Origin of the sequence: Enterococcus sp. 12F9_DIV0723 (assembly GCF_002174375.1) — a bacterium.
Taxonomy (GTDB): domain Bacteria; phylum Bacillota; class Bacilli; order Lactobacillales; family Enterococcaceae; genus Enterococcus_A; species Enterococcus_A gilvus.
Genome location: NZ_NIBK01000001.1, coordinates 571,306 through 588,305, shown reverse-complemented (window position 1 = coordinate 588,305; position 17,000 = coordinate 571,306). Strand labels below are relative to the sequence as shown.

Here is a 17,000-nt window from a genome sequence, read left to right as displayed (position 1 = left end):
GATATTTTACTGTTTACTTCTATCAAAAATTTAAGTTAGTTCCAGCCAACAAGCAACACTCCATACATTCTAAATGTATTGCCTTTATTCACAACAAAACTTAATCCAATGTGAGTTTGTCTGGTCGTTCTGACCATGATATTGTAATGAGCTGATGAACTCTTCCATGAATCAAACATAGTTTGTCCGATGTCTTCTCCACTCTTTTGATAGCCATAAGAATCTCTGAATAAACTATCAGTTAAACATTCATCTAAGAAAGTAAAGCCATATTTTTGACCCGCATATAAAACGTTCGAACCATTCGGGCGTGTGTGACTATATAGAACCTGTTGCTCGTCTGCACGGACATCAGCCAAGCTATTCAATCCATCTGAATAGGCTAATGTATTCATGTCTTTTGATTTACGTTCTTCGTTGATCAGTTCTAAGAATTTGGTACGTGCCTCTGCTAAGCGTTGGTCTAATGGGATAGCAGCATTGCCATAGGTAACCAAGTTCTCTTCCAACTTTTTGAGTTCAGCCAGCACTTCATCAACTTCAGTTTGACTTGCATCATCGTTGTCAATTATCTTTTTAGCATCAGAACAAGCCTTAGTTAATTCACTATATCCAGAAGAGTAATCTTGTCTCCAATATAATTTATCCACTTTTTCTACAAAAGTTTTAAGTTCTTCTTTTGAAGAAGCCTTCTCAATCAGTTCATCAAACGCTTTTTGTAGTTCAGAAATACTTTTTTCCACTGTATCTTTTATAGCTTTTTCATCCTCTAAAACCTTTTTCGCCGAATCTAAAGCAGTTTGGAAATTATCCCAGCTTTTTTTCGTGTAATTCCCTTTATCAGTATCTTTCAAAGTATTGATCAAATCTTCTAAGGCTCGTTTATCCGTATGTGTAACGGTCATTGTTAGGCTATAGTCGATCATGTTGTCTGGAGTTTTATAAGCAAAATAGCAGTCCTGTTTTCCATTTGTATTTTTCCACTTAATTACATCGTCCTCATAACTCATATATGAACTATTGCTACTAGGTAGAATAAATTTACCTTCAATATCTTTGATAGGGTTTTTAAGAGTCACGCTTCCATCAGACGAAAGTGTTCCATTTACTGTTGCAGTTTGATATCTAGCAGTTATAGAATCAATATTTACTCTAAGTTTATTAAGCTCGTTTATATCAGTAACATTGTTGTACCAAATATCCAAACTTTTTGTTTTAACACTTGCTAATGTACGTACATTTGTATTATTAATTCCACTTCGAATGATGCTTAGTGTTTCTAATTTGGTAAGAGTCGATAATGGACTATAATCATTTATATTACTTCCATTTATTGATAAACGAGTCAGATTTTTATTAGTATTAATGGACTCTAAATCTTCTTGTTTTAGGGACTGTCTCTTATACACATCTAGATGTGTATAAGAGACAGGTATTAATGGACTCTAAATCTTCTTGTTTTAGGGAAGCTCCAAGAGTCAAAATAGTTAATGTATCTTTATTAGAAAGAGAATTAATTCCATTCATTATTTCGTTATTACCTGAACTAACTGTTAAAGTTGTCAAGCGATTAGAATCTTTCAACCCTGAAATGTCAAATACAGGATTACCTGCAGCAGAGATGACGGTTACTACAGGCCAATAAACATTACTCAAATCAGAAATTTGATTGTAGGCAAAATAAATGTCTCTCAATTTTTCTAGTTTATTGATTGGAGAAATATCTGTAATTTGATTATTATTAATTGATAAACTATATAGATTAGGATGCGAAGCTAAAGCGCTAATATCAGTAATTTTATTGTGTTCAAGTCTAAGCATGCTTAATGATTTTGAATTAGCTAAAGCATCTATATTGGAAATATTACATTCGTGCGCCTGTAAACTCCCAATTTTTTTACAATAAGCTAGTTCACTAATATCTTCAAGATTTCTATTACCATAAATATTTAGGCTTGTTAGATTCTTCAGATAGCGTAATCCAGTCAAATCCTTTATATTCTTGTACTGGCAGTAAAGTCTGTTAATTTCATCTAACTTATTTTGAAATATTTCGTCATCAACCGTAACTTCCAACTGATCAGCCACTGTCTTCGCTAACCCTGGATCTGGAAACCAATCACTGATTTTTATACTTAAAGCATCAAACGCTTCTCGCAAATCTTTTTCTGCCTTGTCTAGCTCTGCAATTGCTGCATCGTCTTTTTCAAGCATTTTTTTTGCTTTCACCAACTCTTCTTGGAATTTTCCCCATGATTCTTCCGAATATTTTCCACTGGTGTTTACTATAGAGTCGTATAATTCTTGAAGGTCGGATTTATCTGCTTCAAATATTATTGGTTGAATAATTTTAATATTTATACTTTGGCTTAAACTAGTATTTCTAACATAATAGTGAAATGCTGTCTCTTATACACATCTAGATGTGTATAAGAGACAGACCCAATACCTGTAGTTTTTTCAAATTGGATAAACAAGAAATATCAGTTAATTTGTTATCTGTTAATGCCAAAACTTCCAAGTTTGCTAACGTTGCAATACCCTTGATGTCATTATCGTTCAAATCACAACTAACTAAATTCAATGATGTAGTTTTAGTTAATTTTGATAAAAAAGACCAATCTTCACTCTTTATATTATCAACTAATATCTTCTCAGGATTAGCTAGTTTTGTTAACTGGGCAATCTTCATTTTTTGATTGTTCAGCAATGTAATGTGAGTTAAAGCTGATAAATTGCTTAACTGACTAATATCGCTAATCTGCGTTTTTTCTATTGTAACGCTCTCTACTTTAGTCAAATGTTGCATACCTTCAATAGATGAGATGTCTCCTGTAAGCCTTGCATAATTGTAAGGATATTGTCCAAAGTTGTTGAACTTATTCAAATAATACAGTGATACAGATTCTTCTTTGTTCTTTCTCATTACACTCGCCATGTAGTCTGCCAAGACTGGATCTGGAAACCACTCACTAATTTTCTTCTCTGTTGTTGGCGTCAACTCTTCCTTTGCCACTGCCAACCCCTGATCTTTAATCGCTTGCAGCTTCACATCACCAATACCATCAACCTTGTCCTTCAACTCATCCACACTCTTATACGGGCGAGCATCGATGATTTTCTGTGCCAGCGGTTCACCAACTCCTGTAAGAAACTGTAGATCGTAGAGGGTTGCCTTATTGAGGTCAATTTCTGTCGGAAAGCTTTCTGCGACGGCTAAGCCTTGATCTTGGATCGCTTTCAATTTTGCTGCACCAATACCGGCCACTTTGTCTTTTAGTTCATCCACCGATTTGTAGGGACGCGCGTCTATGATTTTTTGCGCTAACGGTGCTCCTACTCCTTCTAGCTTTTGCAATTCTTCGATACTGGCGGAATTAATATCTACCTTTTCAGATGCTTCCACCTTATTCCCGCCGAGAGTCATAACCATGCTTACGACCATTACAACAACCAACAAACACTTCTTCACTTGTGCATTCATTCTTTTCTCCTTTTCAGTCATTTTATAATCAACGGATGAGGGCGGCTTCACCTCTCATCCATAAATCCAGTTAATCTTTCAAGCCGCCTCTAAAACTGGCTTTCAAAGAATTAAACGAATAATTTTTGCTGTCCTTTGAGGAATTTAGTTCCCATTTACCTTCTTTTTTTACTAGGTTCACCCGATAGCCTTCTCCTGCCATATTTTCCTCCGTACTGATCGGAGTTTCTTTTATTTTCTCTGGTAATTCTTGAACGAGATATTTTTCTCCTTCTTTTTGAGCAGTGGAGTAATTTGTATACTTTCCTTTGTTCTCTTCTGCAAATTGTTTGACCAACGCATCTCTATCAATTTTATCAAGCAGCACAGTCTCTGGATGAACATAGATCGTTGCTGTTTCTGGGAAGAATTCTTTGTATTTATACGTAACTTGGGCTTTTTCTTTATTTGACGCTTGGAATTGTGCGACGATTTTTTCTGCTTCTTGGGATGTTACTTCATAGCTAGTGAAACTTTCTTGCAGCCTTTTGACTCCGTCCTCCTTAAACATCTTTCGTTCAGCTTCTAGATCGTTGCCTAATTTTAGCTTAGAGTTCGTTTCCTCTTCATCAGAATCGTAAAAGACTGTTGATACGTACTCTTTTACAAGATTCTCGACGTCTTTTGCTTCGTCTTTGTATTGTTTGGTATTTACCTTCAATTCGATCTCATTGGCTTTTTCATCTCCTGAAGGCAGGGAGGGTCTATAATGCAATTCGTACGTGTTGGCTTTTTCGACTTCAAACACCAAGGAACCTGTAAAGCTCTTATCTTCCGATAAGCTTTCACTACCCATTACTCTGAAATTTCCTTCAGAATCGTAGACGCGTTCTGAAGAAACTTTTTCTCCATCTTCACCGTATAAAGCGAAATCACTAACCGAGACACTCAACTCATCGTCTGTTTTATTTTTAACGTTTACAGTCAATGCCAAGAAACCAGTTTCTCCATCCGAGTCTTTTCCGTCAGGAATGACGTACCCTCCTTTATCAATGCTCAGTTCAACATTAGCGTTCTTTGAGGTTTCTGATTCTCTAGGTTTTGACTCACTACTTGAACAAGATGAAGCAACAAAAAGAACACTACTTAATAAAATAATGGTTGATATTACTTTGTTTTTTTTCATTTTTCTCCCCCGTTTTTATAAATACTTGTATAGCCCATAAGAAAGACGATCATCTTCAAAAAGTACTTCGCCACGTTTACATCCAACCGAAAGCGTATATTTGATGACTCCTTCCGAGGGCTTTTTAAAACAATCCGAATGTAATTAGCACCTCCTTTGTTACTATCCTTTTAACAAAAATAACATACCTCTGAATAGTTATAAACCACAATAAGTCTTATTTAAAAGTATTGTTGCAACGGAAAATGCTTCATAAATAACTAAACGATATTATGGGTTTATGATTTTTAATTAATCTTCTTTTTAAGGAACTGACAACACCCTTTCTTTCCTATTTATTTTCTTAACAGTTGGTTAATCCTTCGTTTATATAACGAAGTCAAAAAAAGGCAATATTTTTTTAGTCGAAAAAAAGCCGCCCATTTTCACAGGCGACAGTTCTCTTTTATTCTTATGTTCGTCCTCACACCAACAACCGAATCAACCGGTCTTCATTGTACTCGTTGATCAGCTCGCTGAAGTCGTGCAGCAGTTCGCTCTCGCGGATGCGTTTGCCATCGAAGGATTCTTGGTAGCGCAGGACGATGGTTTGGAGTTTCAGGAAGAGTTCAGCGAGGAAATAGCCTTCGCTGAAGGTTTGGTTTTCTTGTTCTTCCTTCAATTGTGCGACGTTATCTAAGGCCTCGCCTTTATTTTCTAGGTACCAGGCCTTGGCATTGTCCCCGCCAATGGATAATTCTGGGCGGAGGAGCGTGTCGAATTGCTCCAGCAGTTTCTCGAAGGATTTGTAATTGATCGTATAGAATTCTTTTTCGATCATGTATTCAGACAGTGCCTGGAAGGTGTCTGCTAGTTCGGCGTTGCCGTCTGGGTAATGGCTGAGTCGGTAACTGGAAAGAACGAGTTCGCGCTCGATTTCTTCTTTTGTCTGGTTTCTTTGGACTTTGACTTGTTTGGTTCGGAAGAGTCCCTTTTTCGGAACGGTCTCTTCGCTGACGAAAAAGCGCGGCAGCAGGTCATTCATGAAGAAGGAATAGGTGTCCGCGACGCTATAGGCACTGTCTAACTGCTGGTCAGCGGAGCTGTCGAGGGATTCCCAAACGACCTCCACGACCATTTTTTCTGGGTCGTTTTTGTCCTGTTTGTAATACCCGTACACATTGAAGAGCTCCAAGCCAGCTTCGTCTTCGATCCCGATCTGGTTCTTGTCTTCAAAGGGAATATACATATACCCTTCCTCGTAGCTGCCTTTTGAGGTGGGATGGTCCTTCGCGTGTGTCCGAATTTTTTCCCACAGATCAGAAGTCAGCGTCATCAGCATGAATTTCCGATGGCTGCCTTGATAAGGCTCAAAGCCAAAGGATTTCAGATCATTGAGGTAGCTGGTGATCTTCGCGACGTAGCGCTTGATGAAAAAGTCGATCACCACACTTAATTCTTCTACTTCTTCTTCGTACAGGTACGCGACGCTATTGCCAAAATCAACAAAATAGTGATCCAGCTCCTCTAAATAAAGGCGGACATACTTCCGCATGCCCAAATGCACATCGGTCCCTTTGCCAAAATAGAAGAGGTCCAATAACTCGCGATGCCCCAAGGTGATATCCGCTTCGCCTTTTTTCTTGAGGCGTGTCAGTTGGATCGTACAACTTCCCTGGAAAAAGGCATCTTGAGGATCAGGATAGATGGCCGTAAGAGAGATATTCTTGTATTTGATGCTCATTGTTTGATCGGTTTCTTCCACAAGCGGTTTTTCAGAAAAAGACGTCAGCTCGGAAAAAGTCTCGATGTCTTCAGAGATTCGCTTCAGCGTCCCATTGAAGAGATGCCCGTCAAAGGTGTCGATGCTTTCTAAAAAAGCATCCGGCAGCTTTTCCTCTTCTTTTGAGAATACATTGCTTTTAGGAACCTTGAGAACGACTGTTTCCTGCGCGCTAGATAATTCTCTGACTTTTTCAAAAATTTGCGGAAAGGGATCGACCCAATAGAGTTCTTGCTTTTCCACATCGGCGTGTATAAAATACGTCAGCCTTCTTTTTTGCAGCCAATGCCGTACCGCAGCGGTCGTCAATTGGAAAGACAAGGCGTCTTCCTCTTCTTCCAAATTCTCTCCTTCACTGAAATGAAGGTAAAAGCCATTGCCCGCCCTCGTCTCATTCGCTGGCAAGACACAGAAAAAATCACTTCCCGTTTCTTCATTCATTTTGTTCACTACACAGTATTCTGAAAAATAAGAACTTGCCAACGACTGTGCGGTGCACTTACTTCTCTGAGGTACTTCCATTTTTACTAACACAAACTTCCCACCTTTTCTCCAACATTCAAAAAGCCCGGTACGACCCTTCACGTTATTACTCGCTACCAACAAAAAATAATAACGTGTAACCCAAAATAAACCCTGTCACACGAAAAACCGTGTAGGAATTTACAGGGCTCGTTTAATAACATACAATTAGGTCTTTTTTCGCCATCGGGGAACACTTTTTTCGTGTTTTATTTTTCTATTTAACTAATTTTCAGGATCAAAATTTATCATTTAATAATCAATACAATGTTTTAATATCTAATCGTAATTTTATAATTTATATAGTTCTTTGTCAACACTACATATAACTTTAATAAATAAAAAATACGTAAATCACGCGGTTTAAATTTTATTAATTATTATATTGTGATAAAATTTTACTTAACAGAGGCAAACGTTAATTATCTACTTCCACGAGCTTATATGGAAATCGCTTTTTGTGATTGGATGTTGTCTTCTTATTTACGCGTTATCATAAAATAGAAACGAGGAGTGACCAACCATGCAGCAGTTATTAACGTTATTCGATTCACTATCAAAATTGGGCATCATCATTTTTATACTCTTTAGTTTTTTGATCACACTAGGGATCGTTCTGGTGATCTTTTCCTTTTCAAAGGCTATGAAAAAAAAGTAGCTGCCGCTCACTCCCTTCACTCGCTTTAGGCGCTTGATTCCTGCCCTCACCAGCAATCGGTCGTTTCTTATACATCGAAAAAAGAACCCTCTTCACCGAGAGGGTTCTTTGATTTCTAATGGTTACTCTGTTACCCATAGTTTGCTGTCGTCTTTATAGGGCCATTTTTTGGCTCCGTTTTCTACGATGTATAAGCGGGACTCGTCGATTCCTTCATCGATCAAGAGTGAGATCGTGCGTTTGGCACCCCCGCCGCCGCCAGGGCATACGACATAGATTGGGGCGTCCCCATCTTTGAACTCGTCGGCACTATCCACGACCAATTTTTCCAGGTCTTCCGTGTCCACTGGGTAGGCTGGTACGCTGATAGAATTTGGCAAATGTCCTTTCTCATAATCTGCTTCTGGTTGGATATCGATAATTTGATAATCCGTCGCGTCATCCGTCTCAAGAACTTCCTTCATCTTTTCCGGCTTGATCATTTGCCACTCGATATCTGCTTCTGCTCGATCGGCTTTCTTTTCTTTTCCTTCGTTGGTTGAGCACCCTGTCAATACCATCGCAAACACCGCTAAAGCAATCACTACGAACCCACTTACTCGCTTTTTCATTTCTTAGATCCTTCTTTCATTTTCATTTTTTTGTTTGGTGCATTCTTGCTTCTTTCCATCAAAAAGTGAACCGTACAAAAGAACCTGTTTTACGGGTCATTAGAGAACGTCTGGTTGAGGGAAAGAATGCTTGGGAAACGCGCTTAGACACTCTAAGTAAAGCAGCGCCTCATAGTCATGATCGTTTTGGCATTTTTCCACCTCCTGCGCCACTTTGTAAGGGCTATCTTCAAACAAATTATATAGAAAGAGAATGCGCTTTTCAATAACAGATCAATAAATAGTTTTTCGATTCAAAAACTTTAATAACAACTAATGTTTTTGAATAAAATTACATTAATTATAAAAAAAGACATCTGGATTTCTCCAAATGTCTGTCTCTTTAATAGGAAATGCGCGGCTTCAATCCCTCGCTGAAGGCCATCTCCTTATTTTTCGTAATGACGATGCCTTCGATCCCTGCTGTTCGGTTTATTTCCTTCAGTGCTTCCTCTGCTGTTTTTCCAAAGAGACGCGTCGTCCAGATTTCACCATCCACGGATTTCTTAGATACGATCGTCAGACTGGCTAGGTCTGTCTGGATGGGATAGCCGGTTTGCCAGTCAAAAATATGATGATACGTTTGTCCTTCCCATTCAAAGGTTCGTTCATAAATTCCTGAAGTCACAATGGATTCGTCTCGAGACTTCACAACCAGGGCATAATTTCCTCGTTTCAGAAAGGGATTTTGGATGCCCACATGCCATGCACCTTCTGCTCGCTGAGGGGCGGGGCCAAAGGTCAAAACATTTCCGCCCAGGTCGATAAATGCGGATTCGGCACCCGCTTCTTTAAAATCGGCAATGATCTTATCGGCAAAATAGCCTTTCGCCAACGCGCCGAGATCCAATGCCATTCCTGGATGTGCCAAGTATACCGTGTGATCCGCAGCATTCAATTCGATCGCTGCTGGATCGACTAAAGGAAGTACCTCTTGGATCGTTTGGGGAGAGGGGTATCTTGCATCAGAAAAGCCAACGCGCCACGCTTGGATCAGAGGGCCGATGGCAATATTCAATGCGCTGCCGGGGATCAGGCTTTGTTCCTTTCCTATCGCGATCAACTCGAACAGGTCCTCGTCCACCTTGACCGGTGCGATGCCCGCTTGCTGGCTGATGCGTGCCAGATCTGAATCCTTTGAATTCGCGCTGAAGCGGTGTTCAAAATCACGCAAGCGCCCTTGCGCAGCGTTCAACAGCTCCTCGGCGTTCGGATGCAGGATGGAGAGAATGATCACGGTCCCCATCAAGTGTAAAACTTTCTCCTTCATCGTTGTGTTCCTTTCTATAAGTACCTTTGAAGACGCCGACAGCTCGGTGCAATGACTAAAAGCTGTCCCAGTCGTCTTCGTCCTTGGTTTCTTTTTTAGCCGTTGTTTTCGCCTTCACTACAAAAGCTAAAACACCCAGCAGTCCAATCAGCAGCAAGAGAACAAAGATTTTCCCAATAAAATAGCCCATCTTAATTTCCTTGATCGGTCACGACGGTATTGGCGCCATTGACCGTTACCCAGCCATGTTTTTCTCTTGCTTGCGCTTCGGTGTACCGAATCAATTCATCGGTCACAGAGTTGGCTACTTTTTTGTTTGCTTCTGCTTCCGCCTCTGCCGCTTTGGTTTTCTTATAGGCTTCGCTGTCTGCCTGTGTTTTAGCGGTCTCGGCATCTAATTTTGCCTTTTCATTTTCTTGCCCTGCACGTATGATGGCATCGATGGATTTCTGAGTCTCCGCGTCGACATCAGGGACTCCAAGGGTCACGTCTTCGACCAGAAAGCCTTTTTTCTCTACGGATTTCGCAAAATCGGAGAGCACTTCTGCTTCGACTTTCGACGAATCCCCTGACAATACATCCAGCAAACTAAATTTTGCGTAGACTTCTCGGGATACCTTTTGCAGCTTTGATTTTAACCAGCCTGACTCGATGTCTTCGCTGGTTATATTCCCGAATTCCTTGTACATCTTTGCGGCTTTGCTTGGATCAACTTTGTAGTCATATTTGATGCTGATGGTGGTTTTCTTCCCATCACTTGTTGAAACAGATACGTTCTTCGCCTGGATCGTTTGCAGTCGGATCGGGTATTGGATCACCTTGTCGATCCCGACAAATTTCACTCCTTGTGTCAGGGCTTCGTCCTTGATCCCGCCATTCATCGAATAGCGCACACCGACGTACCCATTGTCGATTTTTTCAAAAAACTTAAAGGCTGCGACAACACCGATAACTAGGATCAATACCACTGCCAAGATTTTTTTCACTACCTTATTTTCTTTCATGCCCTTGTGTTCTTTCATAATTTTCTCCTATATTTAACTTATTTTTTTGTTGCTGCAACGTGAATGATTTCACTTTACTGTTGTGTTTTCTCCGATATCCGAGCGAATCGCCCCTGGAAACTCAGAAGCTTTTTCAAGTGTTGATAAAAAATTCTACCACATTCTGATTGTTCTTTACATAGATTCTTTCGCAAAATCGTGGATGACGCGACCCGTTTTTCAAAACAAGTATAAGAATAAAGGGTATCCTGCTTTTTTTCTTCCATAGAACGCTAAGGAAGTCTGATTCTCCCAGTGACACCGCCAATGGAATCGCTTATACTTTTACTTGTAAGTAAAGTGAAGGAGGTTTTTTAATGTTACTTTTATCGCGTGAAAATATCAAACAAGTATTTACCATGGCGGAGGCCATCGAAGCGGACAAAACGGCCTTTCGATTATTCAGTGAAGGCAAAACAAATGTGCCGTTGCGGACCCAGATCGTTTCGGAAAAGCAAAACGGGACCTTTCTGTTTATGCCTTCTTACGCGCCGGATCTAGATGCGGCGGCGGTCAAGATCATCAACATCTTCCCTGACAATATTGAAAAAGGGCTCTCCTCTGCGCCTGCCCAAGTATTGTTAGTCGATGGAAAAACAGGCTATATCAATGCCCTGCTGGATGGGGTGACGGTCACACAGTTCCGTACAGGAGCAGCGTCTGGTGTTGCCTTTGATGTCTTAGGCAGAAAAGACGCCAAAAAAGGTGCACTGATCGGTACTGGCGGACAGGCTGAAACGCAGCTGGAGGCGATGGTTTGCGCGCGGGACTTGGACACGGTCGCTGTATTCGATCAAAATCCTGAGCGGACAAAAGCGTTCGCTGAAAAAATGAATGCCGCACTAAAACAGTATGGAGCCGAGATTCACCCGGCAGCGTCTTCGGATGACGCGATCCAGGATGCGGATTTGATCATCACGGTCACACCTGCTGCCTCTCCTGTTTTCGACGGCAGCAAAGTCAAGGCTGGAGCGACGGTCAGTTGTGTTGGTTCTTATCAGCCCCATATGCAGGAAATGGACCCGGTGATTTTGACACGGGCCAGCAAGCTTTATTTTGATTCTGAGGAAGCCGTTCTTTCTGAGGCTGGGGACATTTTGATCCCGTTGGAGGATGGGACGATCACTAAAGAGGATTTCACAGGAGACATTGGCGACGTCTTGCTTGGGAACCTCGTCGGTCGTGAAAATGACGAAGAGATCATCGTCTTCAAAACGGTCGGCATCGGGGCACAGGATCTCGTTACCGCACAAAAAATTTATGAGAAAGCGCGTGAAGCAGCTGTTGGCACCGAATGGGACTAGTCTTTTCATCTGCTTCTCGTAATAAATAGAAAATAGGAGGACTTACTTATGCCACACGTATCAGTCAAATTGTATCCAGGTCGTTCAAAAGAAGTAAAACAGGCATTCGCTGAAAAATTGCAGGACTTTGTCGTTCAAGAACTGGGCTGTGAACCCAATGTCGTCTCCGTTTCATTTAAAGAGATCGACGCTGAAAAGTGGAAAGACGTGATCGTTGACGAGATCGCTGGTGAAGAGACTTATATCGACGCAGATTTCTAAGGAGGGGCGCAGATGAAAGAACATGCAAGTATCTTTAATGATGTTTTGGGTCCTGTCATGATCGGTCCCTCCAGCTCCCACACGGCAGCTTCTGTCCGAATCGGTCGTGCGCTGCGTCAGATGGTCGCAGGAAAGATCACTTTTTTTCAAGCGGATTTTGATCCAGAAGGCTCTTTGGCAGCAAGCTACATCACGCAATGTTCTGATATTGGACTCGTCGGCGGCTTATTGGGGATGGACCCCACAGACAGCCGCTTGACGAAGGCACTTGAGATTGCCGAGAACGAAGGCATGACGGTCCGTTTCCGGGTCATTCCCTTTGAGAACACCCACCCTAACACGTATAAAATGACGATCAAAACAGACCTCGGCGAAGAACTCGATGTCGTCGCGCTTTCCGTCGGCGGCGGCATGATCGAGATCACAGAGATCAATCATTTCAACGTGGCGATCACTGGCGGTTTTTATGAGACCCTGCTTTTCGGAAAGGATCTCGCTTTACTTGAAGCCGAGCTCCCAGAAAAAATCAGTAAATTTTGCTTTGCGACGGTCTCTGAAAACGAGGGAGAAATCCTTTTGCACCTTAAAACCCAGCAGGCACTTTCTGAAAATGAAAAGGCTTGGCTGATGGAACACATGACCGTCGAACGCATGATTGCCTTCGATCCTGTGTTACCCGTTCTTTCGCAAAAGGAACCAGAGATGCTTTTTTCTACGGTCGAAGAAATGGTTGCCTTGGCAAAAAAGGAGCAGTTAGATTTAGCGGATATGGCGTTGCGTTACGAGAGCCATCGCGGCAGTATCTCCGAAGCCGAAGTCTATCAAAAAGCAGAAGATATCCTCGCCATCATGACCAACGGCATCAAAGTAGGATTGGCGGGAACGTCCTATGACGATCGGATGTTAGGGGCGCAGTCACCGAAGATTCGCGCCAATCGCGCCAAGCTGATCGGAGACGACCTTCCGGCAAAAATCCTCGAAAACATCTCTGCCCTGATGGAGGTCAAAAGCTCCATGAATGTGTTCGTGGCGGCGCCAACAGCAGGTTCCTGCGGTGCACTGCCGGGGACATTGATCGCGGTCAGCGACTACCAGAAGAAATCGAAAGATGACTTGGTTCGCGGGCTATTAGCGGCTGGGATGATCGGGGTCTTTATCGCTGAATACGCCACATTTGCGGCGGAAGTTGCCGGATGTCAGGCGGAATGCGGTTCCGGCTCTGGGATGACCGCAGGTGCTCTAGTCCAGTTAATGGGGGGAACGATCGAAGAAGCAGTGGATGCGGCGGCGATGGCCCTCAAAAATGTCTTTGGAATGACCTGTGACCCCATTGGTGTTCGAGTAGAAGTGCCTTGTCTTGGAAAAAATATGATGTGCGGAATGAACGCGCTAGGTGCGGCGAACATGGCCTTAGCAGGGTACGATGTCGTTGTTCCACTGGACGAAACGATCGAAAGCTTTAACAAAGTCGGACGTATGATCCCGCCCTCTTTACGCTGCACGGGACATGCCGGATTGGCGCAAACAAAAACGGGCCTTGAGATCGCTGAAAAACTAGGCTGTCCGCTGGATTGCTGTTAAAATCAATGAGAAAAGGGAGCGAGACGCATAAGCGTCCCACTCCCTTTATTTTTTATATCGATCCCTTATAAGAATAGCCAAACCAAAAGAACCAGTGTGCCAAGAATACATACAGCACCCGCCGCTTTGACCATTGTCCGACCTCGTTTGCGTGTGCTTCTTCTCGTTTTTCCAGTTACGTTTCGTTTCGTCGGGAAAACGAGCAGCAGCAGTCCAAGAAGGAACAACACCACTGGAGGAAGCACCTTCATCATTTTAGATAAAGGAGAAGCCGATTGCTTCGTATCAGGCAGCGATTCACTTTCCTTCTTGGGCTCTTTGTAGCTTTGAGCCAGTTTAGGCATCGTTTCCGCAGCTTGCTCCTTTTGATTCGCGACGACCACTTGCTTGTCTTGGACTGTCAATTCGGGTTTTGCGTCCTTTTTCATCACCCCATAAAAGTCTTGGTCCAATTCGATCGTTTTCCCGCCGATCTCATGACTTCCCTTCGACAGCAGCAGGCGGCGCTCATACTCATCAAAGGTCTTCTTCAACAGCGCATTGCCAAAGGGATGACGGTAATACTCTCCGTCTTGGTCTGACCAGTCACCGACGCCTAAAATTACCTCGATCACTCGTATCTCTCCGCGCTTTGCTGTCGCGATGTAATTAAAGGCACTGCTTGGCCCCGAACCTGTCTTCAACCCATCTACCCCGTCAAAGCCGTATTTTGCCCCCGGCAAGGAATAATTGTAGGTCTCGAAGGTTTCTTCGTACGGGGTGCCTGCCATGGCCGTGACCTTCGCTTGATTTGTAAATGTCAGCACGTCAGGATGGTCATTGATCAAATGAAAGACCATCGTCGCCAAGTCACGCGCCGTTGAGGTGTTGCTCCCATTTGGGTCATACCCCTTTGGTTCGTAAAGCCCTTCAAAGCTCACGGCAGAAGCGCCGCTGCAATTGTAAAAGGCGGTATTCTTCATCCCGATTTTTTGTGCTTTGTCATTCATGCGTTTGATGAATCCGCCCGCGTCATTCTCCGACACAGTATTCGCCAGCATGACCGTCGCCACATTCGATGACGGGACAATCACCATTTTCAGCAGCTCTCTCACCGGATACTCGACCCCTGCTTTGATATCATTGTTACTGATCGCATACAATTGACTGATCGCTTGATCCTTTTCCGTTGCTTTGATCGGTGTGTCTAACGTCAATTTTCCTTCTTTGATCGCATCGAAGACTAAAAAGACCGTCATCATTTTAGAGATACTCGCCGGCTCCCTCACGACCTCCGCATTTTCTTCCCATAATATTTGACCATTAACTCCGTCAATAACGATCGAAGCTTTTGGTTTGTTCACTTCTAACACATCGGTATAGCCCGCATCTCTGGTAATTTCCATGATATCCGCAGCCGCAAAAACCGATGTCTCAAAAGAAATCATCGCCATCATAAATAATAGAACCACAACTTTTTTAATTACAACTCCCCCTCATTTCATGCATCGTACTTAAAATTTTAGCATAAATAAGAAGAATATTTTAGAACTTTTTTCACATTAGCCCATTATTCTGAAAGAAAAGGGTGCGTCAGGGATTTCCTTCTTCTATCCTTTCATGATCGCCATAGGGACAAGCCTTTTTTCTTGTGTTGAAGCCTTCTTCGCTGTACCTTATCAGAGGATCGATTGCAGGCATCTCTGCGTTTTCCGGTTTGGCCTTGACTGTTAGGCTGACAGAAGTGGTTTCACTCGCGAATGTATGTACTCCTTTTGACAGCCAACTATAAAGAACTTACTTTTCCAGGCAATCGTTCAATGAATCACAAAAAAATCAAAAAATTTCGTTTTTCTATTTCGTTTATTGTTATAATTATAAGAAAACGACCCACGGGAGGACTTATGGCACAGATTATTTTTTATATTTTAATTGGTCTGATGATCTTTCAAGCAATCATGCTCATTCACGATATCATCACTCATCGCGACGATCTAGGACCAGGCAATTGGCTGATTAGCGGAATTATCGGATTCATCACAGACTTTGCGGACACGATCGGGATCGGAAGCTTCGCCATCACGACGATGCTGCTGAACGCGACCAAACAAATCGACGACGACCGCAAATTACCAGGGATCTTGAATGTTGGACACGCGATCCCCGTACTGACGGAAGCCATTATTTTTGTAACAGTGATCAAAGTCGACGCGTTGACGCTTGTATCACTGATTGTAGCGGCGATGGTCGGCTCATGGTTTGGTTCGAAATACGTGACCAAGCTCTCTGAAAAAGCGGTCCAAAAATGGATCGGCTGGGCCTTGTTGATCACAGCGATCCTGATGCTGCTGCGTCAAACCGAAGTCATCGCTTTATTAGGAAAAGGCAATACCGCGACGGCGTTGACTGGGGTAAAATTGCTGGCTGGAATCTTCGGAAACTTCTTATTCGGTGCCTTGATGACTGTCGGAGTCGGCTTGTTTGCACCTTGTATGGCGATGGTTTATATGTTGGGAATGACGCCACTGGCGGCTTTTCCGATCATGATGTGCTCTTGTGCCGGTCTGCAGCCTGTTGCGAACATCAACTTCATTCGTGAGAAAGCCTACTCTAGAAAAATCGCTTTAGCCATTACGATCGGCGGGGTTCCCGGTGTTATTATCGCTTCACAATTTTTATTAGGTTTAGATATTACGATGGTCACTTATCTAGTTATTGTCATTATTTTTTATACAGGAATTCAATACATTCTAAAATCCCGCAAAACAGCGGCAGCCTAATAAAGAAGGCACTGTACCAGAACATTGGTACAGTGCCTTCTTTATTTTTCGAGCTTGCTTTCTCCTTTGTGGAAGGCTTTGACCTTCTCCAGTAAGAAGAGAACCAGGACTAGAACTAAAATCGAGATCGAGAGAAGCAATGAATTTTCTCCATTGCCGTGCGCGAGCAGCAGCTCTCTCAAGATCGCCGTGATACTGATCAGGATCAAATAGCGCACAGGAATGTGATGCCCTTCTTTGATGTAGCGCAGCAGCATCAAGATCACCTCTAATAGAATAAAGAGTGTCGCGATCTCCTCGATCAAAAGTGTCATCTCAGAAACGTTGTTCAAGGGAATCACATGAAGAATGATATTGAAGATTTCTTCCCCCATCACGATCACTATGACAATGATCAATACTGCTAATAGAAAATCAACGATCGTACTGATCGCTTTTTCAAATTTCAGAAAGTGATTGTCTTTCATTTTTGCATTCCCCCTGCTTTGTTCTTCTAAATTATAGCAAGAGTTTTCCTAAATCAGAAAGGAAAAGTTTGAAA

General features: G+C 42.5%; 15 protein-coding genes. 4 read left to right on the top strand and 11 right to left on the bottom strand.

Going from position 1 to position 17,000, the window contains the following annotated elements:
• Positions 1-35: 35 nt before the first annotated feature.
• The 9 genes from A5868_RS02965 to A5868_RS02930 all read right to left on the bottom strand — a co-directional run bounded on the left by A5868_RS02965 (position 36) and on the right by A5868_RS02930 (position 10,515).
• The gene (locus tag A5868_RS02965; RefSeq protein ID WP_140404334.1) at positions 36-1,409 is read right to left on the bottom strand and encodes a CAP domain-containing protein; all 1,374 of its coding nucleotides are present in this window, start codon (positions 1,407-1,409) and stop codon (positions 36-38) included.
• Positions 1,402-2,229, bottom strand: coding sequence for a leucine-rich repeat domain-containing protein (locus A5868_RS02960; RefSeq protein WP_087654079.1), 828 nt, complete (start codon positions 2,227-2,229; stop codon positions 1,402-1,404). Before A5868_RS02960 ends, A5868_RS02965 begins: the two co-directional genes overlap by 8 nt.
• Positions 2,230-2,419: 190 nt before the next feature.
• Complete coding sequence (locus A5868_RS02955) at positions 2,420-3,484, bottom strand: helix-hairpin-helix domain-containing protein (RefSeq protein ID WP_176374143.1); 1,065 nt, start codon at positions 3,482-3,484, stop codon at positions 2,420-2,422.
• Between the two features lie 70 nt (positions 3,485-3,554).
• A complete protein-coding gene (locus A5868_RS02950; RefSeq protein WP_086306175.1) occupies positions 3,555-4,649 on the bottom strand; it encodes a DUF4352 domain-containing protein in 1,095 nt (364 codons plus the stop codon).
• 463 nt (positions 4,650-5,112) lie between these two features.
• On the bottom strand, positions 5,113-6,945 hold the full coding sequence (locus A5868_RS02945; protein WP_086306174.1) for a hypothetical protein: 1,833 nt from the start codon (positions 6,943-6,945) through the stop codon (positions 5,113-5,115).
• 768 nt (positions 6,946-7,713) lie between these two features.
• Positions 7,714-8,202, bottom strand: coding sequence for a rhodanese-like domain-containing protein (locus A5868_RS02940; protein ID WP_086306173.1), 489 nt, complete (start codon positions 8,200-8,202; stop codon positions 7,714-7,716).
• A gap of 382 nt (positions 8,203-8,584) precedes the next feature.
• The gene (locus A5868_RS02935; protein ID WP_086306172.1) at positions 8,585-9,511 is read right to left on the bottom strand and encodes an FAD:protein FMN transferase; all 927 of its coding nucleotides are present in this window, start codon (positions 9,509-9,511) and stop codon (positions 8,585-8,587) included.
• Between the two features lie 55 nt (positions 9,512-9,566).
• A complete protein-coding gene (locus A5868_RS19300; RefSeq protein ID WP_254908396.1) occupies positions 9,567-9,701 on the bottom strand; it encodes a hypothetical protein in 135 nt (44 codons plus the stop codon).
• Position 9,702: 1 nt separating this feature from the next.
• Positions 9,703-10,515 (bottom strand): prohibitin family protein, encoded by an 813-nt coding sequence (locus A5868_RS02930; RefSeq protein WP_086306236.1) that lies wholly within the window; start codon positions 10,513-10,515, stop codon positions 9,703-9,705.
• Positions 10,516-10,871: 356 nt separating this feature from the next.
• Here A5868_RS02930 and A5868_RS02925 point away from each other — a divergent pair, with 356 nt between their 5' ends.
• From A5868_RS02925 to A5868_RS02915, 3 genes are read left to right on the top strand one after another with little or no spacing between them, the layout of a single operon-like run.
• Positions 10,872-11,858: an ornithine cyclodeaminase family protein gene (locus A5868_RS02925; RefSeq protein WP_086306171.1), complete on the top strand. Its 987-nt coding sequence runs from the start codon at positions 10,872-10,874 to the stop codon at positions 11,856-11,858.
• A gap of 48 nt (positions 11,859-11,906) precedes the next feature.
• Complete coding sequence (locus A5868_RS02920) at positions 11,907-12,119, top strand: tautomerase family protein (protein WP_010781793.1); 213 nt, start codon at positions 11,907-11,909, stop codon at positions 12,117-12,119.
• 12 nt (positions 12,120-12,131) lie between these two features.
• Positions 12,132-13,700: an L-serine ammonia-lyase, iron-sulfur-dependent, subunit alpha gene (locus tag A5868_RS02915; RefSeq protein WP_086306170.1), complete on the top strand. Its 1,569-nt coding sequence runs from the start codon at positions 12,132-12,134 to the stop codon at positions 13,698-13,700.
• A 65-nt stretch (positions 13,701-13,765) separates the two neighbouring features.
• Here A5868_RS02915 and A5868_RS02910 read toward each other — a convergent pair whose 3' ends face one another.
• Positions 13,766-15,133, bottom strand: a complete 1,368-nt coding sequence (locus tag A5868_RS02910) for a DUF1958 domain-containing protein (RefSeq protein ID WP_086306235.1) — start codon at positions 15,131-15,133, stop codon at positions 13,766-13,768.
• A 450-nt stretch (positions 15,134-15,583) separates the two neighbouring features.
• Here A5868_RS02910 and A5868_RS02905 point away from each other — a divergent pair, with 450 nt between their 5' ends.
• On the top strand, positions 15,584-16,459 hold the full coding sequence (locus A5868_RS02905; RefSeq protein WP_010781796.1) for a sulfite exporter TauE/SafE family protein: 876 nt from the start codon (positions 15,584-15,586) through the stop codon (positions 16,457-16,459).
• Positions 16,460-16,500: 41 nt separating this feature from the next.
• On the opposite strand, the gene A5868_RS02900 is transcribed toward A5868_RS02905, so the two are convergent.
• A complete protein-coding gene (locus tag A5868_RS02900; protein ID WP_086306169.1) occupies positions 16,501-16,926 on the bottom strand; it encodes a phosphate-starvation-inducible PsiE family protein in 426 nt (141 codons plus the stop codon).
• Between the last annotated feature and the right edge of the window lie 74 nt (positions 16,927-17,000).